The organism is Pseudomonas sp. Mn2068 (assembly GCF_049319725.1).
Classification (GTDB): domain Bacteria; phylum Pseudomonadota; class Gammaproteobacteria; order Pseudomonadales; family Pseudomonadaceae; genus Aquipseudomonas; species Aquipseudomonas gingeri.
The window spans coordinates 262280-283986 of record NZ_JBMOUG010000004.1 but is presented as its reverse complement, the minus strand read 5'-3'; the positions used below and the strand labels follow the sequence as shown (position 1 = coordinate 283986).

Here is a 21707-nt window from a genome sequence, read left to right as displayed (position 1 = left end):
GCGGGCCGATCTTTCGGCTTACGATGGGTGAAAACCCATCTATACCGGACTCATCGGTGAGCCGTTATCGCTCGGGAGGAACAGGTTTGAAGGATACGCTCATGGGCGTCAAGGGGATGTGCGCGCACTGCCGCGGCACATTTCCCCTCAGCGCCTGGCATTTGAACGCGATTGCCATCAACGAAAGCTTCGCCTGTCGCTGCTGCGACAAGGCGCTGCAGCTCAATTGCCCGAGGCAACTGAAGCGCTTCAGGTCGCTGGACGCATGGTCGCCGCTCAAGGCCAGCATGATGTTGTTGATCGGCTCCTCGTTGCTGGTTGCGCTGGTCTGCGAATGGGTCGGCCTGATCAGCGTGGTCGAGCAGCTCAACTTTTCCCTGCTGGCGCTGCTGCTGTACTTCGCCACCTTGCGTTACGCCCGCCACCGGCAGCAGATGACGTTGGTCCTGCAGGTCGCGGTCAGGCCGGATTCGCTGGCCAGTTGAACAGCGCGCACGCGTTGGCGCTGCTGGCGGCGGCCAATGCCTGCGGGCTGACGGCCATGAGTCCGGCGAGGGCGGCGCAGATGGCCGGCAGGTGCTCCGGACTGTTGCGCATGCCGGGATACATGACCGGTGCCATGTCCGGCGAATCGGTTTCCAGCACCACGGCGTCCAGGGGCAGGCCGGCAATGACCTTGCTCAGGCGCAAGGCCTGGGGCCAGGTGCCGGCGCCGCCCAGGCCGAGCTTGAAACCGAGCTTGAGGTATTCCCGGGCCTCTTCGCGACTGCCGGCAAAGGCGTGGATGATTCCGCCACGGCCCAGGCGAAAGCGCTTGAGTGTCGCGATGGTCGCCGCATGGCTGCGACGCACATGCAGCAGTGCCGGCAGGTCGAAGTCCGCGGCGAGTTGCAACTGGGCCTCGAACAGCACCTGCTGGCGCTCGCGATCGAGCTGCGGCAGAAAGTAGTCCAGGCCGAATTCACCCACCGCGCACAGTTGTGGATGGTGGGCCAGGCGACTGAGCCAGGCGCCCAGTTCGTCCAGGTCGGCCGGGCGATGATCTTCCAGGTACACCGGGTGCAGGCCGAACGCCGCATGCAGTTGCGGATCGCCCAGCACCAGGTCCCAGACCCGCTGCCAGTTCTGTCGATAGACCCCCAGCACCACCATCCGGCCAACCCCCAGGGCGCGACTGCGACCGAGCAGCGCGTCGCGATCTGCGTCGAAATCCGGAAAGTCGAGGTGGGTATGGGTATCGATCAACTCCATGCTCAGGACTCGCGGATACGCTGCTTGAAGGTCCGCGCTATCGCCTGGACGCCGGGTCGGTAGTCCTTGTCCTCGATGGCGGCCAGGGCCAGTTGCAGGGCCTTGTCGGCGATCAACGGGTGCTGCTGGGCCATGGCGTTGACGGGCAGGGGCAGGAAGTCCAGCAGTTGGGTATCACCGAAGGTGCCCAGGCGCAGCGGCTGTGGCTTGAGCGGATGGTCGTGCAAGGCATCGAATACGCCCTGCAGGAGTACATAGGAGGTGGTGACCAGCGCGTCGGGCAGATGGCCGAGGCGCTTGACCAGCGCATCCATCAGTTGCCGGCCGCAATCACGGCTGAACGCTTCGCCGTGTTCGATCAGCACCTCGCCCTTGAAACCGTCCAGCGCGTCCTGGAAACCGGCGGCCCGCTGCCGGCTGATGCTCAGCTCGGCGCGGGCGCCGATCAGGGCGATATGGCGTGGCATCGGTTGCAGCAGGCTGCGGGTCAGTTGCAGGCTGGCCTGATGGTCGTCACTGACCACCGAGCAGAAATGCGTCGGCTCCATTTCCCGGTCGATGGCGATGACCGGCATTCCCAGGTCCTGCAACTGGCGATAGCTGTCATCGTCGGCCGGCAGGCAACTGGCGACAAACAGGGCGTCGCAGCGACGGGCGCGGAACAGTTGCAGCAACTGGCGTTCGCTGTCCGGGTCATCGTCGGAACTGGCGATCAGCAACTGATAACCGCGGGCGCGGGCGCCTTGCTCCAGCAGCTTGGCGATACGTGCGTAACTGGGGTTTTCCAGGTCCGGCAGGATAAACCCGAGGGTGCGCGTCTTGCGGCTGCGCAGGCCGGCGGCCTGGGGATTGGGGGTGAAGCCATGCTGCTCGACCACGGCCCGGACCCGCTCCACGGTGCTGCTGCTGATACGCTGTTGCTCGGCCTTGCCGTTGATGACATAGCTGGCAGTGGTGACGGACACACCGGCCAGTTGGGCAATATCACTGAGTTTCAAGCGGATGATTCCTTGTTTGCTGTAGCTCACGGCTGCATTTTCTCTGATCGTATCCTATTCCGGCAGTCGACTGTGGAAGCGGGCGGGTGTGGGCACCGGACGGGTAGGGGAGCCCACTTGTGGGGAAGCGGGCTCGTGTGGGAGCGGCCTTGCCCGCGAACAGGCCCGCCAGATCACTGAAAAATGCGCGGCTCTTCCAGCAGATTCGCCGACAGCCAGTTGTCGACCAGCAGGGCTTCAACCCGGAACAATAATCGAGTAACGTGTCCTACACGCTAGATTAAACGTTTCAGCAAGCGTATTTTCCGGGGATTGCGTCCGGTGTCACGGTCCTGCCGAAAGACCATTTCGCTATGTTCTGGCACGCAAGCCCAGGCTGATTCATTCAAAACAATACCTAGCGTCCCGTTGTGGGCGCTGAATAGGAGAAAGGCATGCTCGAGCTCACCGTAGAGCAGATTTCCATGGGCCAGTCGGCCGTGGACAAGTCTGCTGCCCTGCAACTGCTTGCGGACAAGCTGGTGACCGACGGCCTGGTGGCCGAGGGCTACCTGGCCGGCTTGCAGGACCGTGAGGCGCAAGGCTCGACCTTTCTCGGCCAGGGCATCGCGATTCCCCATGGCACCCCGCAGACCCGCGACCAGGTATTCGCCACGGGTGTGCGCCTGCTGCAGTTTCCCGAAGGCGTGGATTGGGGCGATGGCCAGATCGTTTACCTGGCCATCGGTATCGCGGCGAAATCCGACGAGCACCTGCGCCTGCTGCAACTGCTCACCCGTGCCCTCGGCGAGACGGACCTGGGCCAGGCCCTGCGCCGTGCAAGCTCCGCCGAAGCCTTGCTGAAACTGCTGCAAGGCGCGCCGCAGGAACTGGCGCTGGATGCCCAGATGATCGGCCTCGGCGTGGCGGCCGACGATTTCGAAGAACTGGTCTGGCGTGGCGCCCGCCTGCTGCGCCAGGCCGACTGTGTGAGTAACGGTTTTGCCGCGGTCCTGCAGCAGGTCGAAGCGTTGCCGCTGGGCGATGGCCTGTGGTGGCTGCACAGTGAGCAGACGGTCAAGCGGCCGGGGTTGGCGTTTGTCACACCGGAAAAGCCGCTGCGCTACCTCGGCCAACCCTTGAGTGGGCTGTTCTGTCTCGCCAGTCTCGGCGAAGCTCATCAGGCCCTGCTCGAACGCCTGTGTGCGCTGCTGATCGAAGGCCGTGGCCATGAACTGGGGCGCGCCACCAGCAGCCGGGCGGTACTGGAGGTACTGGGCGGCGAATTGCCGGCCGACTGGCCGAGCGCGCGCATCGCCCTGGCCAATGCCCATGGCCTGCATGCCCGGCCGGCGAAGGTTCTCGCGCAACTGGCGAAGCGTTTCGACGGCGATATTCGTGTGCGCATAGTCGACGCCCTGGGCAGCGCAGTGTCGGTGAAAAGCCTGAGCAAGCTGCTCAGCCTCGGCGCGCGCCGGGCCCAGGTGCTGGAGTTCATTGCCGAACCGGGGATCGCCGCCGATGCCTTGCCGGCCTTGCTGGCGGCGGTGGCAGAAGGCCTCGGCGAGGAAGTCGAACCCTTGCCGGCGGTGAGCGCCGCCAGCGTGGTCGTGGACGAGGTGGTCGTAGCCTTGACGGCCCCGGTTGCCGGCAGCCAGGTCCAGGCGATTGCCGCCGCGCCGGGGATCGCCATCGGCCCCGCGCATATCCAGGTCCCGCAGACATTCGACTACCCGTTGCGTGGCCAGTCGGCCGCGCTCGAGCGCCAGCGCCTGCACAGCGCCTTGAGTGAGGTGCGCAAGGATATCGATGGTCTGATCCAGCGCAGCAAAGCCAAGGCCATTCGCGAGATTTTCATCACCCACCAGGAAATGCTCGACGACCCGGAACTGAGCGACGAGGTCGACACCCGGCTCAAGCAGGGTGAAAGCGCCGAAGCCGGCTGGATGGCAGTGATCGAGGCGGCCGCCCGGCAGCAGGAGTCCCTGCAGGATGCATTGCTGGCCGAGCGGGCGGCGGACCTGCGGGATATCGGCCGGCGCGTGCTGGCGCAGTTGTGTGGTGTCGAAACCCTGGCCGAGCCCGAGCAGCCCTATGTACTGGTGATGGACGAAGTCGGCCCGTCCGATGTGGCGCGCCTGGATCCGGCGCGGGTGGCGGGGATTCTCACCGCCCGCGGCGGAGCCACGGCGCACAGTGCGATCGTCGCCCGTGCCCTGGGCATCCCGGCACTGGTCGGGGCGGGCGCGGCGGTGCTGTTGCTGGCGCCGGGCACGACCTTGCTGCTCGATGGCCAGCGTGGCCGGCTGCATGTCTCGCCGGATGCCGTCGCCTTGCAGCGTGCCACCGAGGAGCGCGACAGCCGCGAACAGCGCCTGCGCCAGGCTGCCGAACAACGTCACCAGGCGGCGCTGACCCGTGACGGGCATGCGGTGGAAGTCTTTGCCAATATCGGTGAAAGCGCCGGAGTCGCCGGCGCGGTGGAACAGGGCGCCGAAGGCATCGGCCTGTTGCGCACCGAACTGATCTTCATGGCGCATCCACAGGCGCCGGACGAAGCCACCCAGGAAGCCGAATACCGGCGGGTGCTCGACGGCCTGGGCGGGCGACCGCTGGTGGTCCGGACCCTGGATGTCGGCGGCGACAAGCCGCTGCCTTACTGGCCGATCGCCAAGGAAGAAAACCCGTTCCTCGGCGTGCGCGGTATCCGCCTGACCCTGCAACGGCCGCAGATCATGGAAAGCCAGTTGCGCGCCCTGTTGCGGGCCGCCGACAACCGTCCCCTGCGGATCATGTTCCCGATGGTCGGTAGCGTGTCGGAGTGGCGCCAGGCCCGGGAAATGACCGAGCGCCTGCGCCTGGAAATTCCGGTGGCCGACCTGCAACTGGGAATCATGATCGAAGTGCCGTCGGCGGCCCTGCTGGCGCCGGTGCTGGCCCGAGAAGTGGACTTCTTCAGTGTTGGCACCAACGACCTGACGCAATACACCCTTGCCATCGACCGTGGTCACCCGACACTTTCGGCCCAGGCCGATGGCCTGCACCCGGCCGTGCTGCAACTGATCGACATCACTGTGCGCGCGGCTCATGCCCATGGCAAGTGGGTCGGTGTCTGCGGCGAACTGGCGGGCGATCCGTTGGCGGTACCGGTGCTCGTCGGGCTGGGGGTGGACGAATTGAGCGTTGCGGCCCGCAGCATTCCCGAGGTCAAGGCGCGGGTGCGCGAACTGACCCTGCCGGCCGCACAGGCCCTGGCCCGTGCGGCCCTGGCCGTGGGCAGCGCCGATGAAGTGCGCGCCCTCGTGGAGGCGGTGTAATGGCGCGGATTCTGACGCTGACCCTGAACCCGGCGCTGGACCTGACCGTGCAACTGGCACGGCTGGAGCCGGGCCAGGTCAATCGCAGCGAGGCCATGCAGACCCACGCGGCCGGCAAGGGCGTGAACGTCGCCCAGGTGCTGGCGGACCTCGGGCATCAACTGACCGTGAGTGGTTTTCTCGGCGAGGACAATCAACAAGCCTTCGAGACCCTGTTTGCCCGCCGTGGATTTGTCGATGCCTTTGTCCGCGTGCCGGGGGAGACCCGCAGCAATATCAAGCTGGCCGAGCACGACGGCCGCATCACCGACCTCAACGGTCCCGGTCCGCTGGTCAGTGCCGAGGCCCAGCAAGCCTTGCTGGACCGGCTGGAACAGATCGCCCCCGGTCATGATGCCGTGGTGGTCGCGGGCAGTCTGCCCCGGGGTGTCAGTCCACAATGGCTGCAAGCGCTGTTGCGGCGGTTGAAACAGCTGGGCCTGAAAGTCGCCCTGGACACCAGTGGCGCAGCCTTGCAGGCCGGACTGGCGGCGGGGCCCTGGTTGATCAAGCCCAATACCGATGAATTGGCCGAAGCGCTGGACAGCCCCGTGACCTCATTGCTCGCGCAATCCGCGGCAGCGACCCGGTTGCGTGCCCAGGGCATCGAGCACGTGGTGGTTTCCCACGGTGCCGAAGGGGTCAACTGGTTCTGCGCCGCACCGGCATTGCACGGGCTGCCGCCGACCGTCAGCGTGGCGAGCACCGTCGGTGCCGGCGACGCGTTGCTGGCCGGCATGCTTCATGGCCTGCTCAGCGGGCACGGCGCGGAGCAGACCCTGCGCACGGCCACGGCGATTGCCGCCCTGGCCGTGACCCAGATCGGTTTCGGCATCGGTGACAGGGAACGACTGGCGCAGCTTGAACGCGGCGTCAGCGTGCACGCCCTGACAGAACAATAAGAGGGATTGTGATGAAGTTAGCCATTGTTACCGCCTGCCCGAACGGCATGGTCACCAGCGTGTTGTGCGCTCGCCTGCTGGAAGCGGCGGCCCAGCGCCAGGGCTGGAGCACCAGTGTCGAAGTACACGACAGCCGGCACCCGGAGCGCCAGTTGTCGGCGGCGACCCTCTCGGCGGCGGAATGGGTGCTGGTGGTCAGCAGCGCGCCTGTGGATATGTTGCGCTTTGTCGGCAAGCGGGTGTTCCAGACCACCCCGGCCCAGGCGTTGCAGGACGTCGAAGCGGTACTGCGACGCGGTGCCGAAGAAGCGAGTGTCTACATCGCCCCCGAGGCCGCGGTTGCGGCGCCGGTGGTGGCCCAGCGCGCACCGCGCCTGGTGGCGGTGACGGCCTGTCCGACCGGCGTCGCTCATACCTTCATGGCCGCCGAAGCCTTGCAACAGTCGGCCAGGCGCCTGGGCTACGAGCTGCAGGTGGAAACCCAGGGCTCGGTCGGTGCGCGCAACCCGTTGAGCGCGGCGGCGATTGCCGAAGCCGACGTGGTCTTGCTGGCGGCCGATATCGAAGTCGCCACCGAGCGTTTCGCCGGCAAGAACATCTACCGGTGTGGCACCGGCGTGGCCCTGAAACAACCGGACGCGACCTTGCGCAAGGCCCTGGCCGAAGGCACGCCGGAGAGTGCCGCGACAGGCGCTGGCGCGGCGCCGGCCAGGGAGGAAAAGGCCGGTGTCTACAAGCACCTGCTGACGGGGGTTTCATTCATGTTGCCGATGGTGGTGGCGGGCGGCCTGTTGATCGCGCTGTCCTTCGTCTTCGGTATCACCGCGTTCAAGGAGCCGGGCACGCTGGCCGCGGCGCTGATGCAGATCGGCGGGGAAAGCGCCTTCAAGCTGATGGTGCCGCTGTTGGCCGGCTATATCGCCTACTCGATTGCCGACCGTCCCGGGCTGGCCCCGGGGATGATCGGTGGCCTGCTGGCGAGCACCCTTGGCGCCGGGTTTATCGGCGGGATCGTTGCCGGTTTTCTCGCCGGCTACAGTGCCAGGGCGATCAATCGTCATGCGCGGTTGCCAGCCAGTCTGGAAGCCCTGAAGCCAATCCTGATCATTCCGTTGCTGGCGAGCCTGTTCACCGGCCTGGTGATGATCTATGTGGTCGGCAAACCGGTGGCGGGGATGCTGGAGGGGCTGACGCATTTCCTCGACAGCATGGGCACCACCAACGCGATCCTGCTGGGTGTGCTGCTCGGCGGGATGATGTGCGTCGACCTTGGCGGGCCCATCAACAAGGCGGCGTATGCCTTCTCGGTCGGGCTGCTGGCGTCGCAGAGCTATGCGCCGATGGCCGCGACCATGGCCGCCGGCATGGTGCCGCCAATCGGCCTGGGCATCGCCACCCTGATTGCCCGACGCAAATTTGCCCGGAGCGAGCGGGAGGCGGGCAAGGCTGCCTTCGTGCTGGGCCTGTGCTTTATCTCGGAAGGGGCGATTCCCTTTGCCGCCAAGGACCCGTTGCGGGTGATTCCGGCGAGCATCGCCGGTGGCGCGCTGACCGGTGCCCTGTCGATGTACTTCGGCTGCAAGCTGATGGCGCCCCATGGCGGGCTGTTCGTGATGCTGATTCCGAATGCGATCAACCACACGCTGCCGTATCTGCTGGCGATCATCGCCGGCAGCTTGCTGACGGCGGTGACCTATGCCGTGCTCAAGCGACCGGAAGCAGTCGAGTTGACCGTGGAGCCGGCCCAGGCGCAATGATCGTTCCCACGCTCCGCGTGGGAATGCCTCTCTGGACGCTCTGCGTCCGCTTTGTGACGCGGAGCGTCACGGGCTGCATTCCCACGCGGAGCGTGGGAACGATCGGTGAGTGAGCGGTGAGGGCAGGTCAGTAGACGTCCCGCCGATAGCGCCCTTGCTCGATCAGGCGCTCCACGGACTCGGCCCCGAGCAGTTCCACCAGGACCTGGTCGACACCCGATGCCATGCCCTGCAGGCTGCCGCAGATATAGATCGCGGCACCTTCGGCGAGCCAGCGGTGCAGCTCATCCGCCGTCTCCCGCAAGCGGTCCTGCACGTAGATCTTGTCCTGCTGGTCCCTGGAGAATGCCAGGTCCAGCCGGGCGAGATCGCCCGTCGCCAACCAGCCCTGCAACTCTTCCCGACAGTAGAAGTCGTGGGCGATGTTGCGTTCGCCGAACAGCAGCCAGTTGCGTGTCTGGCCATCGGCGATACGTGCCTTGAGCAGGCTGCGCAATCCGGCCAGCCCGGTACCGTTGCCCAACAGGATCAGCGGACGCGGTTCGCCGGGCAGATGGAAACCGCTGTTGCGCCGCAGGCGCAGGCTGATGGCCGCACCCACCGGCGCATGTTCGGTCAGCCAGCCGGAGCCGAGCCCGAGGCTGCCGTCCGCGTGCCGTTCCTGGCGGACCAGCAGTTCCAGCTGGCCGTCGCTGGCGATGGAGGCAATGGAGTATTCACGCAGGGCGAGGGGCACCAGCGCATCGACCAGGGCCTGGGCATGCAGGCCCACCAGGTGCCCGCGATTATCCGGTAACTGGCGACCGGCCAACGCCTGGGCCAGGGTTTCCTGCAGGCCGTCGAGTTGCACCGGGGTAGTGGCTTGCAGGCCGAGCCCGGCGAGGAAATGTTCGACTGTCGCGCCGTGGTGACGCGGCATGATTTCCACCAGGTCACCTGCTTGCCATGGGGTTGGCGTCGGAGCATCCAGGCCGATCAGGTAGACGCCGGAACCGCTGCTGCCCGGGTTGAGCAACACGCGTCGAGCCAGGGTCCAGTTGTCGAACCGTGGCGCCTGCCATGCCACCAGGGGCGCACTCCCGGTAATCTGGCTGAGCTGCTGCTGCCAGTAGCGCAGGGCATAGGGATCGCCGCTGTCGACTTCGATCGGCGCGAACAGGACGTTGCCGCCGCGGGCTTCGAGCCAGTGATGCAGGCGTCGGGCAAAGCCGCAGAAGTGCGGGTACTGGCGATCACCGAGGGCCAGCACCGAATAGTTCAGGCCATCGAGGGCCAATGCCTGACCCAGCACCTTGCGCTCGAAGCCACGGGCGCTGTCGGGTGCTTCGCCGTCACCAAAGGTGCTGACGACAAACAGGGCATGCTGCGATTCGCGCAGCTCCCGTTCGCCGACCTCGGCCAGGGGCTGGACCCGCACCGGCAGACCGGCGGCCTGCAACTGGCCGGCGGTCTGCCAGGCCAGTTGCTCGGCGAAACCGCTCTGGCTGGCGAAACCCACCAGCCAGGCGGGAGCGTTGCTGCTGTTCTGGCCGAGCCCGCCGCGGGCTTTTTTCACCGCTCGTTTCTTGCGGCGGCGATCGAGGTACAGCAGCCAGCCGGTAATGAAGAACAGCGGCATGGTCAGGCTGGAAATCGTCAGCAGGATGCGCCCGGTAAGGCCGAAGTAGCTGCCGACATGCAGCGCATAAATACTGGTCAGCAACTGTCCCTTGAGGCTTTTGTCGGCATAGCGGAAGTGCTCGCGGATGGCGCCTGTGGCCGGATCCAGCATGATCTGGTTGAGGGCGCGATCATGGGGTGAATCCTCGAGCAGGTAATACACGGTTGCCGGCTGGCCGGCCACGGGTGGCATGCGGATGTTATAGGCGCTGAGCTCGGGGCCCGCGGCACTCTTGATGCTGGTCCAGATCGCGTCGTAGTCGGCGGTGGGCGTCGGGCCGGTCGGGGCGGGGCCACGTCCGACCTTGCGCTGCTGGGCCACGGAGTCGGCGAACAGCTTGTTCAGGCCGTTGCTGTACCACTCATAGGACCAGGACAAACCGGTCAGGGCCGACAGCAGGTAGAACACCAGGCACCAGGTTCCGGCCACGGAGTGCAGGTCCCAGTTGAAGGCGCGGCCTTTTTTCGCCCAGTCGAGGGTCAGCCAGGCACGCCAGTCGAGGGCCTTGCGCGGCCAGCGCAGGTACAGGCCGGAGAGGCAGAAGAACACCAGCATCAGGGTGCAGGCGCCGGTGATCTGGCGACCGGTGTCGCCCATGGCCAGGTACCGGTGCAGTTGCAGCATCAGGTTGAAGAAGTCCAGGCCGACGACATCGCCCTGGTAGTCACCGGTGTAGGGATCGAAATAGCGCAGCTGCCCGCGTCGTTCACCTGGCGGCGCGGTGAAGAACACCCGGCCGGCGCTGTCGCCGTGGGGCTCGACCCACAGCATCGCGACGGTCTGGCCTTCTCTGGCTTCGAGCCTGCGCACCAGCTCGGCGGGCGGCAGGGCCTCGTGGTTCGGTGCCTCGACTTGCAGCACCGAGGGATTGAGCAGACGCAGCAGTTCGTCCTGAAAGGACACCGTGGCCCCGGTGATGCCCATGAACGCCAGCACCAGCCCGGCACTGATGCCGAACAGCCAATGCAACTGGAACAGTGTTTTCTTCAACACGGCGACCGCCTTGCTCAATCAAAGTCATGCTTCACGGCGCGCATTATGCCGTGTGTGCGAATGCGACGAATTCATATTTGTTAGCTTTTTACAAACAGACCGCTACATAACGCTACAGGCGCCAGGGCGGTCGGAAACGCAGATGTAAGGCGCTTATCGGTGCGTATCTTACCGCATCAATGGGAATCAGATACTATTGCGATTATTTCTCTTTAAGGTGTCGGCGTCATGCTGTTGTACAGGCGCGAAGAGGTGCTGGACGGCGATTCGCTCAAGGTCATGCTGGAAGAGAACCCGGCCCGCGCAGCCCAGGCGATCCTGCTGGCGGCGGCGGAAGGGGTCGTCGAGGCCCAGGCGTTGCTGGGGCAGATCCTGCTGGACGGGAAGGGCATCGAACGCGACCAGGCCCTGGCACTGCGCTGGTTTGAAATCGCCGCGAATGACGGTCACCTGATGGCGCGCAACATGCTCGGGCGTTGCCATGAGCACGGCTGGGGTTGCGTGCCCGATGAGCGGCTGGCGGCGCGGCACTACGGCCTGGCGGCGCAGGGCGGGCTGGACTGGGGGTTGTACAACTACGCCAACCTGCTGGCGACCGGACGCGGGGTGCGGGAGGATCAGGCCCAGGCGCTGGCGCACTACCGGCGCGCCGCCGGGATGGGCCATGCCAGATCGATGAACCTGCTGGGGCGCTACCTGGAAGATGGGCGTTTCTGTCCCGCTGACCTTGTTGCCGCCTGCGAGTGGTATCGCCGGTCCGCCGAGGCAGGGGATTTTCGCGGGCAGTTCAGTTACGCGACGGTGCTGGCCGACCTGGGCAGGGTCGACCAGGCGCTGGAGTGGCTGCGCAAGGCGCTGGCTGGCGGCAATCTGAAATTCCTGCGGATCAGCCGCCAGACCCTGTTGGCTGCCAGGGATCCGCGAATCCATGCCATGGCGCTGGCCTACCACCAGCAGGCGGCCGCCCTGGGCGACGAGCAGGATCGCGCGGCACTGCACAGGTTGTTGGGCTGAGCCTTCAAGCGCCCTGGAGTACCTTCTGCGGACCCGGGCATCGATGGGTGTCAGCGGATAGCCCGGCAAAGTGACAATAAAAAAGGCCCGTGAGCAATCACGGGCCTTTCGGCTGCAGCGCAGGCGTGGAGGCTTACACGTAGAACGACTTCAGCGGCGGGAAGCCATTGAATTCAACCGCGCTGTAGCTGGTGGTGTAGGCGCCGGTGGACAGCCAGTAGAGGCGGTCGCCGATGGCCAGGTTCAGGGGCAGGCCGTACTTGTAGTTTTCGTACATGATGTCGGCGCTGTCGCAGGTGGGCCCGGCGATGACCACTTCTTCCATCTCGCCTTTCTTCTCGGTCCAGATCGGGAACTTGATGGCTTCGTCCATGGTTTCGATCAGGCCGGAGAACTTGCCCACGTCGGTGTATACCCAACGTTCGACGGCGGTTCGCGATTTACGCGCCACCAGCACCACTTCGCTGACCAGGATACCGGCGTTGGCGATCAGCGAACGGCCTGGCTCGAGGATGATTTCCGGCAGGTCGTCGCCGAAGTCTTCCTTGAGGAAGCGGATGATTTCCTCGGCGTAGGTTTCCAGGCTGTTGGTGCGGGTGATGTAGTTGGCTGGGAAGCCGCCGCCCATGTTGATCAGCTTGAGGTGGATGTCGTCTTCTTCTTTCAGGCGCTCGAAGATCACCTTGACCTTGGCGATAGCCGCGTCCCAGACGCTGATATCGCGCTGTTGCGAGCCGACGTGGAAGGACACGCCGTAAGGCACCAGGCCCAGGTCGCGGGCGAGGATCAGCAGGTCCATGGCCATGTCGGTCTGGCAGCCGAACTTGCGCGACAACGGCCAGTCGGCGGTGGTCGAGCCTTCGGTGAGGATGCGTACGTAGACTTTCGAGCCCGGTGCGGCCTTGGCGATGTTGCGCAGGTCGGCTTCGGAGTCGGTGGAGTACAGGCGCACGCCCTTCTCGTAGAAGTAGCGGATGTCCTTGGATTTCTTGATGGTGTTGCCGTAGCTGATGCGATCCGGGCTGACGCCCTGGTTCAGCACTTTATCCAGCTCGTAGATCGAGGCGATGTCGAAGCTCGAGCCTTTCTTGTTCAGCAGGTCGATGATTTCGACGGCCGGGTTGGCCTTGACGGCGTAGTAGACCTTGGCGAATTCGAAACCTGCACGCAGGTCATCGTAGGCCTGGGAGATCATCTGGGTATCGATGACCACGAAAGGGGTTTCTTGCTTGTCGGCGAACGCCTTCATTTTCTCAAAGGTATCGCGCGCGAAATAGTCTTCGACCTGGATCGACATGCGGGGGGACTCCTAGTGGCAAACGTGAGTTATCAATGGGTGCAAATGAACGTCCTCCGTATCCCCACTTTGGTTCGCCTACTTCCCAAGGCATGTCGCCGAAAGCAAAAAGGCCATGGGATCAACCGCTTCCCTTGGCCTTGCTGTCTCGTCGTCAGTACTTGAGCCGGATGGATCGTTTCCAGCATGGACGTTCGGCGCGAACTTTAGGACTTGAGGGGCTTGAGATCAACTAAAAATGTCGCGTTTTTGCACGCGCTCGTCGCGTAACCCGGATCAGTCACTTATTTAACCGACCCGGATGACAGTCTGATGTTCCCTCGGGAAGGGGATTTTTGCGGGTTTTATGCCAATCCCCGTTGGCGCTGCCTGTGTCGGAGGGGCGGGTCTGGGAGCAGGCTGTTGTGGGAGCGGGCTTGCCCGCGAAGCTGTTGGCGGCTTCAGGGGCCTCATCGCTGGCAAGCCAGGCTCCTACAGGGGGCTCCATGCCGAATACGGGATCGGCGCTGGGCACGATCCCCTGTGGGAGCCGGCTTGCCGGCGATGGCGGCCTGTCAGACCGCGGCCATCTCGGCTGGTGACACGATGCTGGTCTTGGCCCCTCGGGAGCGCCCGGAACTCAGGTAGGCGGCAATCGACTCCTGGGTCACTTCGCCGAGGAACACCCGCTCTGCGTCCATCACCGGCAGCCACGAGCGGTTGAACTCGTACATCCGCGACAACAGAATGCGCAGATTCTCGTCGTAGGCTGCGGTCGCATTGAACTCGCGCAGGTACTGCCCACAGTTGCCCGCCTGGCGATGCAGGTCGCGGCGGCGGACATAACCCAGCGCCTTGTTCGCGGCATCGGTCACCACCACATAGCGGCGGTCGTGCTCGTCCATCAGCTCCAGGGCGTCGGCCACCGGCGTTTCCGGGCTCACCGACGGGGCGTTGTCTGCCGCGTCCTCGGCCTTGACCAGCAACAGGCGCTTGAGGGTGCTGTCCTGGCCGACGAAGTTGCTGACGAAATCATCCGCCGGATGCGCCAGCAGCGTGTCCGGATGGTCGATCTGGATCAGCTTGCCGCCGCGGAAGATGGCGATCTTGTCGCCCAGCTTGAGGGCTTCGTCGATGTCATGGCTGACCATGATCACGGTCTTGTTCAGTGCCCGCTGCATCTCGAAGAACTCGTTCTGGATCATCTCCCGGTTGATCGGGTCGACCGCGCCGAACGGCTCGTCCATCAGCAGCAGCGGAGCATCCGCCGCCAGGGCACGGATCACGCCGATGCGCTGCTGCTGGCCGCCGGACAGTTCCCGTGGATAACGGTGCAGGTACTGCTTGGGTTCGAGCTTGATCATGCTCATCAACTCGCGGGCCCGGTCATGGCATTTCTGTTTGTCCCAGCCGAGCAGGCGCGGCACCACGGTGATGTTTTCCTCGATGGTCATGTTCGGGAACAGGCCGATCTGCTGGATGACGTAGCCGATATTGCGGCGTAGCGTCACTTCGTCGAGCTGGGTGGTGTCTTCGCCGTTGATCAGGACCTGGCCCGAGGTCGGCACGATCAGCCGGTTGATCATCTTCAGCGTGGTGCTCTTGCCGCACCCCGAAGGGCCGAGAAAGACGCAGATCTCGCCTTCGTTGACGGTCAGGCTCACCGAGTCGACGGCCTTGACGGCCTTGCCGTTGCTTTGGAAGGTCTTGCTCAGATTCTGTAGTTCGATCATTTCAGGAGTCCTTTGGGAGTCAGCGAGCGTTGCAGCCATTGCAGGAGCAGGTCGGCGGCGATGGCCAGGACACTGACCAGCACGGCACCGACGATCAGCATCGACATGTCGCTGCGGCTGATGGCCGCGAGGATGAGTACGCCCAGGCCGCCGGCACCGATGGTGGCGGCGATGGTCATGACGCCGATGTTCATCACCACGGCGGTGCGCACGCCGGCGAGGATCACCGGCACCGCGATCGGCAGTTCGACCATGCGCAGGCGCTGGCCGAAGGTCATGCCGATGCCGCGGGCGGCTTCACGGATGCCCGGCTCGACGCCGGTCAGGGCCAGGTAGGTGTTGCGCATGATCGGCAGCAACGAGTAGAGGAACACGGCGGTGATCGCCGGCAGCGGTCCGAGGCCCTGGCCGAATTTCGAGTAGAACGGCAGCAGCAGGCCGAACAGGGCAATCGACGGCACGGTCAGCAGCACCGTGGCACTGGCTTGCAGGGGACCGGCCAGCGCCGGGAAACGGGTCATCAGTACGCCCAGGGGCACGCCGACGACAATCGCCAGGGTCACGGCAATGCCGACTAAAGTGATGTGTTGCCCGGTCAGGTGCAGGACCAGTGGCCAGTCCAGATGGGAAAAGGCGTTCAGGAATTCCATGTCTTCTCCTCAGTGGATGGGGTGTTGGCGCAGGAAGTCGGCGGCCACGGCGGACGGGCTTTGGTGATCGACGTCGACCCGGGCATTGAGCTGGCGCATGGTGTCGTCGTCGAACAGTTCGGCGAGCGGCTTGAGGTCGGCGGCCAGTTGCGGATGGGCGTCGAGGTAGGCCTGACGCACCACGGGGGCGGCGGTGTAGTCCGGGAAGTAGTGGCGGTCATCCTCCAGCAGCTTGAGCTTGAAGGCGTTCAGGCGACCGTCGGTGGTGTAGACCAGCCCCGCGAACACCTGGCCATTGCGCAGCGCGGTATAGACCAGGCCGGCATCCATCTGGCGAATGTTCTGGCGCGTCAGGTTCATGCCATACAGTTTCACCATGCCTTCCAGGCCGTCGGAGCGGTTGGCGAACTCGGTGTCGAGGGCTACCAGGTGCCGCTCTTTCGCCTCGGCGGCGAGTACCGTGGTCAACTGGCTGATGGTGTTGATCTGCGGGTACTGTTGCGCGACCTTCTGCGGCAGGGCCAGGGCGTAGGTGTTGCTGAACTTCGACGGCGTGAGCCAGACCAGGCCCTTTTTCGCATCGAGTTCCTTGACCCGTGCGTAGGACTGTTCGCTGTCGAGTTTTTCCGTCACATGGTTGTAGGCCACCAGCGACACCCCGGTGTATTCCCAGAGCATGTCCAGTTGCCCGCTTTCGTGGGCGCTACGGGCCAGGTTGCTGCCCAGGCCGCCGGTGACCCGGGTGTCATAGCCCTTGGTCCGCAGGTACTGCGAGGTGATTTCCGCGAGCAGGGTTTGTTCGGTGAACACCCGGGCGCCGATGCGGATCACGGGCTTTTCGGCGGCCTGGGCCCATCCTGCGAACAGCAGGGCACAGCCTAGAAACAAGCAGAATCTTTTCATGGTTTTTCCTTTGCTCAGGCGGGCCGCAGGCCGCGTTCCAGCCAGAGGCGGCTGGCCAGTGTCACCAGGCCATCGAGCAGCAGCGCCAGCAGGGCGGTACACGCCGCGCCGAGGATCAATTGCGGCTGATTGTTCAGGGCGATGCCGGGGAAAATCAGGCTGCCCAGGCTGTTGGCGCCGATCAGGAAGGCCAGCGGCGCGGTACCGACGTTGATCGCCAGGGCCACCCGCACACCACCGACGATGATCGGCACGGCATTGGGCAGCTCGACCCGCCAGAGCACCTGGTGCGGGGTCATGCCGATGCCGACGGCGGCTTCCTTGAGGGATCCCTCGACGTTTTTCAGGCCTTCGTAGGTGTTGCGCACGATGGGCAGCAGGGAAGCGAGGAACAGGGCCAGGATCGCCGGACCCGCGCCGATGCCGAGGATCCCCAGGGCAATCGCCAGTACTGCCAGGGGGGGAACGGTGTTACCGATATTGAACACCTGCATGAAGCGTTCGGCGCGGCCCACCATGGTCGGTCGGCTGAGGAAGATGCCGGCGGGAATCCCGACGACAAGGGCGGCGAACATCGACGCCAGTACCAGGTAAAGGTGAGCTTGCAGGTAGAACCACAAGTCGTCTCGGTAGTGCTCGATAGTGCTGATGCCGATCCAGTGGATCAGCAGGGCCAGGAGGACGATGACGACCGCTCCTCCGATAAGCCCTTGGCCATAGCGATTAGCCACAGATGGACTCCTTTTTTTTAGTCGGCAGACAGTTTTCCGTGAGGCGAGGCCATGCCCGGCTTCTGGAAAAGTGTTCGCGAAAAGCAGCTGTCGCCATGCCGGAAACACAACATGGGAAAGCCATAAGCGCCGCCTTCGTCAGGCTAACTTGCTGATTTTTCTACACCTGACGAAAGGTCATGGCAGGGGAATGGACGCCTGTGCGCTTTAAAAGGTTCCCCAATTAATTGCATTTGGCCATCTCGTGGCCTGCCGGGCGGCAGGGCAGCGGTGGCCGCTGGGGTCGGCTTTGGTCTATAATCTGCGCCCTTTTTTGAATCACCTGTCAGGCGATTTCCCATGACCAACCAGGCCGCCGAAGTCGCGAAACGCCGCACCTTCGCCATTATTTCCCACCCGGATGCGGGTAAGACCACCATCACCGAAAAGCTGTTGCTGATGGGCAAGGCGATTGCGGTGGCGGGCACGGTGAAATCTCGCAAGTCCGATCGCCATGCCACCTCCGACTGGATGGAGATGGAGAAGCAGCGTGGTATCTCCATTACCACCTCGGTCATGCAGTTCCCCTACCGGGACCACATGGTCAACCTGCTCGATACCCCGGGTCACGAAGACTTCTCCGAAGACACCTATCGGACCCTGACCGCCGTGGACTCGGCGTTGATGGTGCTCGACGGCGGCAAGGGCGTCGAGCCACGGACCATCGCCCTGATGGATGTCTGCCGCCTGCGTGACACGCCGATCGTCAGCTTTATCAACAAGCTCGACCGCGATATCCGCGACCCGATCGAACTGCTCGACGAAATCGAGGCGGTGTTGAAGATCAAGGCCGCGCCGATCACCTGGCCGATCGGCTGCTACCGCGACTTCAAGGGCGTCTACCACCTCGCCGACGACTACATCATTGTCTACACCGCCGGTCATGGTCACGAGCGCACCGAGGTGAAGATCATCGAGAAGCTCGACTCGGACGAAGCCCGCGCCCACCTGGGTGACGAGTACGAGCGGTTTATCGAGCAGCTGGAACTGGTGCAGGGCGCCTGCCACGAATTCAACCAGCAGGAGTTCCTCGACGGCCAGCTGACCCCGGTGTTCTTCGGTACCGCACTGGGCAACTTCGGTGTCGACCATGTGCTCGACGCCGTGGTCGACTGGGCGCCCAAGCCGTTGGCCCGGGTGGCCAACGAGCGTACGGTCGAGCCGGTGGAAGAGAAGTTCTCCGGCTTCGTGTTCAAGATCCAGGCGAACATGGATCCCAAGCACCGCGACCGTATCGCCTTCATGCGCATCTGCTCCGGCAAGTACGACAAGGGCATGAAAATGCGCCATGTACGTACTGGCAAGGACGTGCGGATCGGCGATGCGCTGACCTTCTTCTCCTCCGAGCGTGAGCAGTTGGAAGAGGCCTACGCCGGCGACATCATCGGCCTGCACAACCACGGCACCATCCAGATCGGTGACACCTTCACCGAGGGCGAGGCCCTGGGTTTCACCGGTATCCCGCACTTCGCCCCGGAACTGTTCCGCCGCGTACGCCTGCGCGATCCGCTCAAGTCCAAGCAACTGCGCCAGGGCCTGCAGCAGTTGGCGGAAGAGGGCGCGACCCAGGTGTTCTTCCCGGAGCGCAGCAACGACATCATCCTCGGCGCCGTCGGTGTGCTGCAGTTCGATGTGGTCGCCAGCCGCCTGAAAGAGGAATACAAGGTCGAATGTTCCTACGAGCCGATCACCGTCTGGTCCGCGCGCTGGATCGAGTGCGGCGACAAGAAGAAGCTGGAGGAATTCCGCGTCAAGGCCGTGGAAAACCTGGCGCTGGACGGCGGCGGTCACCTGACCTACCTGGCGCCGACCCGGGTCAACCTGGCGCTGATGGAAGAGCGCTGGCCGGATGTGAAATTCCGCGCCACCCGTGAGCACCACTGATTCGTCACGGACGAACAACGGGCTCCACCGAAAACCCCGCTGCTCGGCAGCGGGGTTTTTTATGGGCGGTTGAAACGTGCCATAGGTTTTTCAGTTCTGCTCAATAGTCGGAATCGTTCTAAGAGGCGCCGGAAAGTTTCATGTAGCCAGCATGGAAAAAAATCGTCGACGGGGCTAGGTTCAGACAAAGCTGGCGCAGGTTCTGCGAGCCGGCGCTCAGGCACTCGCGACTTACCTACAGAAGGACTGGATCGACGATGAAAATCTTTCAACGCATTGTGTTGCTGCTCAAGGTGCTGGTGATGCTGTCACTCGGCACGACGGCAGCCTGGGCCAGCACGAGCCCGCCCCAGGCCCATGGCTTGTGGGGAGCGAACAGTGTCCAGGGCAGTGGTTTGATGGTCGCCAAGTCTGATGCCGAACCCGGTGACGAAGATCAGGGTGGCAGCAAGGGCGACGATGACTCCACCACCAAGGAACCTGATAGCGACGACGATGAAGATGGTGACAACGATACTTGATCGATCAGGACCAGAAATGAAAAAGCCCCTTCTGTCGGGTCGATGCGCAACCTGACAGAAAGGGCTGGGTTTCCAGCGCCCTCGCTTCTTCAGGAGGGCGCTTTTTTGTTGCCGGTCAGAGGAACTGTTCGGCGTAGTGGCAGGCAACCTGGCGGGTATCCACCTGGCGCAACTCCGGCAGTTCCGTGCTGCAACGCTCGGTCGCGTACGGGCAGCGCTTGTGGAACGCGCAGCCGCTTGGCGGGTTCAGCGGGTTGGGCAGCTCGCCGACGATCTTGATCTTCGGCTTCAGCGGGTCCGGGTGAATGGTCGGGGTCGCCGACAGCAGTGCCTGGGTGTACGGGTGCAGGGGACGGGTGTAGATGTCCTCCTTCGGGCCCATTTCCGCGGGCCGGCCGAGGTACATCACCAGCACCTGGTCCGCCACATGGCGCACGACCGCCAGGTTGTGGGAGATGAACACGTAGGCGGTGTTGAACTCCTGCTGCAGGTCCATGAACAGGTTCAGTACCTGGGCCTGGATCGAGACGTCGAGGGCCGAGGTCGGCTCGTCCGCCACCAATACCTTGGGCTGCAGCATCATCGCCCGGGCCAGGGCGATCCGCTGGCGCTGGCCGCCGGAGAACATGTGCGGGTAACGCTGGTAATGCTCAGGGCGCAAGCCGACCTGGCGCATCATGGCCTGCACTTTCTCGCGGCGCTCGGCAGCCGACAGGTTGGTGTTGATCAGCAGCGGCTCGCCGAGCTGGTCACCGATCTTCTGCCGTGGATTGAGCGACGCGTAGGGGCTCTGGAACACCATCTGCACGTCTTTGCGCAGTTGCTTGCGCTCGGCCTTGTTGGCGCCGTTGACTTCCTGGCCGGCAATCTTCAGCGAGCCGGAAGACGGCTCCTCGATCAGGGTCAGGGCACGGGCCAGGGTGGACTTGCCACACCCGGATTCGCCCACCACGGCCAGGGTCTTGCCGGCTTCCAGTTCGAACGACACGCCGTTGAGGGCGCGCACCAGCGCATGGCCCTTGAACAGGCCGCGGGAGACTTCGTAGTGACGGGTGAGGTCGCGGGCGGTGAGAACGACGGCCATTACGCCACCTCCTGGTTCAGCGGGTAGAAGCAACGGGCGAGACTATTGGTTTTCGGGTCCAGGCCCGGACGCTGCTGGCGGCAGCTCTCTTGCACGTACGGGCAGCGCGGCGACAGCAGGCAACCCTGCGGGCGGTCATAGCGGCCGGGAACGATGCCCGGCAGGGTCGACAGGCGCGCGGCGCCCAGGCTGTGTTCCGGAATCGCCTTGAGCAGCGCTTCGCTGTAGGGGTGCGCCGGGACCTCGAACAGGCCCGGGACCTGGCCGACTTCCACGGCCTGGCCGGCGTACATCACGCAGACCCGCTGGGCGGTTTCGGCGACGACCGCGAGGTCGTGGGTGATCAGCACCAGGCCCATGTTCTGCTCTTGTTGCAGGTTGAGCAGCAACTCCATGATCTGCGCCTGGATGGTCACGTCCAGGGCGGTGGTCGGCTCATCGGCGATCAGCAGTTTCGGCTCGCCGGCAATCGCCATGGCAATTGCCACGCGCTGGCTCATGCCGCCGGACAGCTGGTGCGGATAGGCATCCATCCGACTGGCCGCGCCCGGGATCTCGACCTTTTCCAGCAGCTCGATGGCACGCTTGCGGGCTTGTTTGCCGGACATCTTCAGGTGCAGGCGCAGGACTTCCTCGATCTGGAAACCCACGGTGTAGCTGGGGTTCAGCGCGGTCATCGGGTCCTGGAACACCATCGCCAGGTCCTTGCCGACGATCTGCCGGCGCTGGCGGGCGTTGAGCTTGAGCATGTCCTTGCCGTCGAAGCGCAGGGCATCGGCGGTGACGATGCCGGGATGCTCGATCAGGCCCATCAGCGCCATCATGGTCACGGATTTACCCGAACCCGACTCGCCAACGATGGCCAGGACTTCGCCCTTGTCCACGGCCAGGTCGAGGCCGTCGACCACCGGGACGGCGGTCTTGTCGCCGAAGCGGACATTGAGATTCTTGATTTCTAGCAGTGACATGGGAATCT

17 protein-coding genes are annotated in these 21707 nt (G+C 64.3%); 7 read left to right on the top strand and 10 right to left on the bottom strand.

Annotated features, from left to right (window positions below; all coding sequences use genetic code 11):
* Positions 1 to 86 precede the first annotated feature (86 nt).
* Positions 87 to 485, top strand: coding sequence for a hypothetical protein (locus ACL9RJ_RS11970; protein WP_377650887.1), 399 nt, complete (start codon positions 87 to 89; stop codon positions 483 to 485).
* Here ACL9RJ_RS11970 and ACL9RJ_RS11965 read toward each other — a convergent pair.
* Both ACL9RJ_RS11965 and cra read right to left on the bottom strand, forming a co-directional pair.
* Entirely contained in the window at positions 460 to 1251 is a 792-nt protein-coding gene (locus ACL9RJ_RS11965; RefSeq protein WP_017123522.1) for a TatD family hydrolase, read from the bottom strand. The two genes, ACL9RJ_RS11970 and ACL9RJ_RS11965, sit on opposite strands and share 26 nt — an antisense overlap.
* A gap of 2 nt (positions 1252 to 1253) precedes the next feature.
* Positions 1254 to 2249 (bottom strand): catabolite repressor/activator, encoded by a 996-nt coding sequence (cra, locus tag ACL9RJ_RS11960; RefSeq protein ID WP_177084094.1) that lies wholly within the window; start codon positions 2247 to 2249, stop codon positions 1254 to 1256.
* Positions 2250 to 2683: 434 nt separating this feature from the next.
* Between cra and ptsP the strand changes: the two genes are divergently transcribed.
* The 3 genes from ptsP to ACL9RJ_RS11945 are packed head-to-tail and all read left to right on the top strand — an operon-like array spanning position 2684 to position 8243.
* Positions 2684 to 5545, top strand: a complete 2862-nt coding sequence (gene ptsP, locus ACL9RJ_RS11955) for a phosphoenolpyruvate--protein phosphotransferase (RefSeq protein WP_212810122.1) — start codon at positions 2684 to 2686, stop codon at positions 5543 to 5545.
* The gene (gene pfkB / locus ACL9RJ_RS11950; protein WP_212810121.1) at positions 5545 to 6486 is read left to right on the top strand and encodes a 1-phosphofructokinase; all 942 of its coding nucleotides are present in this window, start codon (positions 5545 to 5547) and stop codon (positions 6484 to 6486) included. The genes ptsP and pfkB overlap by 1 nt, the downstream gene beginning before the upstream one ends.
* A gap of 11 nt (positions 6487 to 6497) precedes the next feature.
* On the top strand, positions 6498 to 8243 hold the full coding sequence (locus tag ACL9RJ_RS11945; RefSeq protein ID WP_212810120.1) for a PTS fructose-like transporter subunit IIB: 1746 nt from the start codon (positions 6498 to 6500) through the stop codon (positions 8241 to 8243).
* Positions 8244 to 8370: 127 nt separating this feature from the next.
* Here the strand turns inward: ACL9RJ_RS11945 and ACL9RJ_RS11940 are convergent, their stop codons facing one another.
* On the bottom strand, positions 8371 to 10896 hold the full coding sequence (locus ACL9RJ_RS11940) for a PepSY domain-containing protein (protein ID WP_212810119.1): 2526 nt from the start codon (positions 10894 to 10896) through the stop codon (positions 8371 to 8373).
* Between the two features lie 228 nt (positions 10897 to 11124).
* On the opposite strand from ACL9RJ_RS11940, the gene ACL9RJ_RS11935 reads away from it, so the two are divergent.
* Positions 11125 to 11910 carry a tetratricopeptide repeat protein gene (locus tag ACL9RJ_RS11935; protein WP_178990957.1) on the top strand — a complete coding sequence of 262 codons (786 nt, stop codon included), beginning with the start codon at positions 11125 to 11127 and terminating at the stop codon, positions 11908 to 11910.
* A 133-nt stretch (positions 11911 to 12043) separates the two neighbouring features.
* Here ACL9RJ_RS11935 and ACL9RJ_RS11930 read toward each other — a convergent pair whose 3' ends face one another.
* The 5 genes from ACL9RJ_RS11930 to ACL9RJ_RS11910 all read right to left on the bottom strand — a co-directional run bounded on the left by ACL9RJ_RS11930 (position 12044) and on the right by ACL9RJ_RS11910 (position 17203).
* Positions 12044 to 13207, bottom strand: a complete 1164-nt coding sequence (locus tag ACL9RJ_RS11930; RefSeq protein ID WP_103032579.1) for a type III PLP-dependent enzyme — start codon at positions 13205 to 13207, stop codon at positions 12044 to 12046.
* Between the two features lie 554 nt (positions 13208 to 13761).
* Positions 13762 to 14919, bottom strand: a complete 1158-nt coding sequence (locus tag ACL9RJ_RS11925) for a betaine/proline/choline family ABC transporter ATP-binding protein (RefSeq protein WP_177084106.1) — start codon at positions 14917 to 14919, stop codon at positions 13762 to 13764.
* Positions 14916 to 15569, bottom strand: coding sequence for an ABC transporter permease (locus tag ACL9RJ_RS11920; RefSeq protein WP_017123528.1), 654 nt, complete (start codon positions 15567 to 15569; stop codon positions 14916 to 14918). The genes ACL9RJ_RS11925 and ACL9RJ_RS11920 overlap by 4 nt, the downstream gene beginning before the upstream one ends.
* Positions 15570 to 15578: 9 nt before the next feature.
* Positions 15579 to 16472, bottom strand: coding sequence for a glycine betaine ABC transporter substrate-binding protein (locus tag ACL9RJ_RS11915; RefSeq protein WP_017123529.1), 894 nt, complete (start codon positions 16470 to 16472; stop codon positions 15579 to 15581).
* Between the two features lie 14 nt (positions 16473 to 16486).
* Positions 16487 to 17203, bottom strand: a complete 717-nt coding sequence (locus tag ACL9RJ_RS11910; RefSeq protein ID WP_178990955.1) for an ABC transporter permease — start codon at positions 17201 to 17203, stop codon at positions 16487 to 16489.
* 339 nt (positions 17204 to 17542) lie between these two features.
* On the opposite strand from ACL9RJ_RS11910, the gene ACL9RJ_RS11905 reads away from it, so the two are divergent.
* Together ACL9RJ_RS11905 and ACL9RJ_RS11900 are read left to right on the top strand one after the other, a co-directional pair.
* Entirely contained in the window at positions 17543 to 19126 is a 1584-nt protein-coding gene (locus ACL9RJ_RS11905) for a peptide chain release factor 3 (protein WP_177084110.1), read from the top strand.
* A gap of 257 nt (positions 19127 to 19383) precedes the next feature.
* A complete protein-coding gene (locus ACL9RJ_RS11900; protein ID WP_177127833.1) occupies positions 19384 to 19647 on the top strand; it encodes a hypothetical protein in 264 nt (87 codons plus the stop codon).
* A 115-nt stretch (positions 19648 to 19762) separates the two neighbouring features.
* On the opposite strand, the gene ACL9RJ_RS11895 is transcribed toward ACL9RJ_RS11900, so the two are convergent.
* Together ACL9RJ_RS11895 and ACL9RJ_RS11890 are read right to left on the bottom strand one after the other, a co-directional pair.
* Complete coding sequence (locus tag ACL9RJ_RS11895; protein WP_177084114.1) at positions 19763 to 20731, bottom strand: peptide ABC transporter ATP-binding protein; 969 nt, start codon at positions 20729 to 20731, stop codon at positions 19763 to 19765.
* Positions 20731 to 21699, bottom strand: a complete 969-nt coding sequence (locus ACL9RJ_RS11890) for an ABC transporter ATP-binding protein (RefSeq protein ID WP_017123534.1) — start codon at positions 21697 to 21699, stop codon at positions 20731 to 20733. Before ACL9RJ_RS11890 ends, ACL9RJ_RS11895 begins: the two co-directional genes overlap by 1 nt.
* Between the last annotated feature and the right edge of the window lie 8 nt (positions 21700 to 21707).

Bases quoted from the DNA above. Each gene is read 5' to 3' on its own strand.
- ACL9RJ_RS11895 (WP_177084114.1), bottom strand. From the start codon at position 20,731: ATGGCCGTCGTTCTCACCGCCCGCGACCTCACCCGTCACTACGAAGTC.
- ACL9RJ_RS11915 (WP_017123529.1), bottom strand. From the start codon at position 16,472: ATGAAAAGATTCTGCTTGTTTCTAGGCTGTGCCCTGCTGTTCGCAGGA.
- ACL9RJ_RS11890 (WP_017123534.1), bottom strand. From the start codon at position 21,699: ATGTCACTGCTAGAAATCAAGAATCTCAATGTCCGCTTCGGCGACAAG.
- ACL9RJ_RS11965 (WP_017123522.1), bottom strand. From the start codon at position 1,251: ATGGAGTTGATCGATACCCATACCCACCTCGACTTTCCGGATTTCGAC.
- ACL9RJ_RS11905 (WP_177084110.1), top strand. From the start codon at position 17,543: ATGACCAACCAGGCCGCCGAAGTCGCGAAACGCCGCACCTTCGCCATT.
- ptsP (WP_212810122.1), top strand. From the start codon at position 2,684: ATGCTCGAGCTCACCGTAGAGCAGATTTCCATGGGCCAGTCGGCCGTG.
- pfkB (WP_212810121.1), top strand. From the start codon at position 5,545: ATGGCGCGGATTCTGACGCTGACCCTGAACCCGGCGCTGGACCTGACC.
- ACL9RJ_RS11925 (WP_177084106.1), bottom strand. From the start codon at position 14,919: ATGATCGAACTACAGAATCTGAGCAAGACCTTCCAAAGCAACGGCAAG.
- ACL9RJ_RS11945 (WP_212810120.1), top strand. From the start codon at position 6,498: ATGAAGTTAGCCATTGTTACCGCCTGCCCGAACGGCATGGTCACCAGC.
- ACL9RJ_RS11930 (WP_103032579.1), bottom strand. From the start codon at position 13,207: ATGTCGATCCAGGTCGAAGACTATTTCGCGCGCGATACCTTTGAGAAA.
- ACL9RJ_RS11920 (WP_017123528.1), bottom strand. From the start codon at position 15,569: ATGGAATTCCTGAACGCCTTTTCCCATCTGGACTGGCCACTGGTCCTG.
- ACL9RJ_RS11900 (WP_177127833.1), top strand. From the start codon at position 19,384: ATGAAAATCTTTCAACGCATTGTGTTGCTGCTCAAGGTGCTGGTGATG.
- ACL9RJ_RS11935 (WP_178990957.1), top strand. From the start codon at position 11,125: ATGCTGTTGTACAGGCGCGAAGAGGTGCTGGACGGCGATTCGCTCAAG.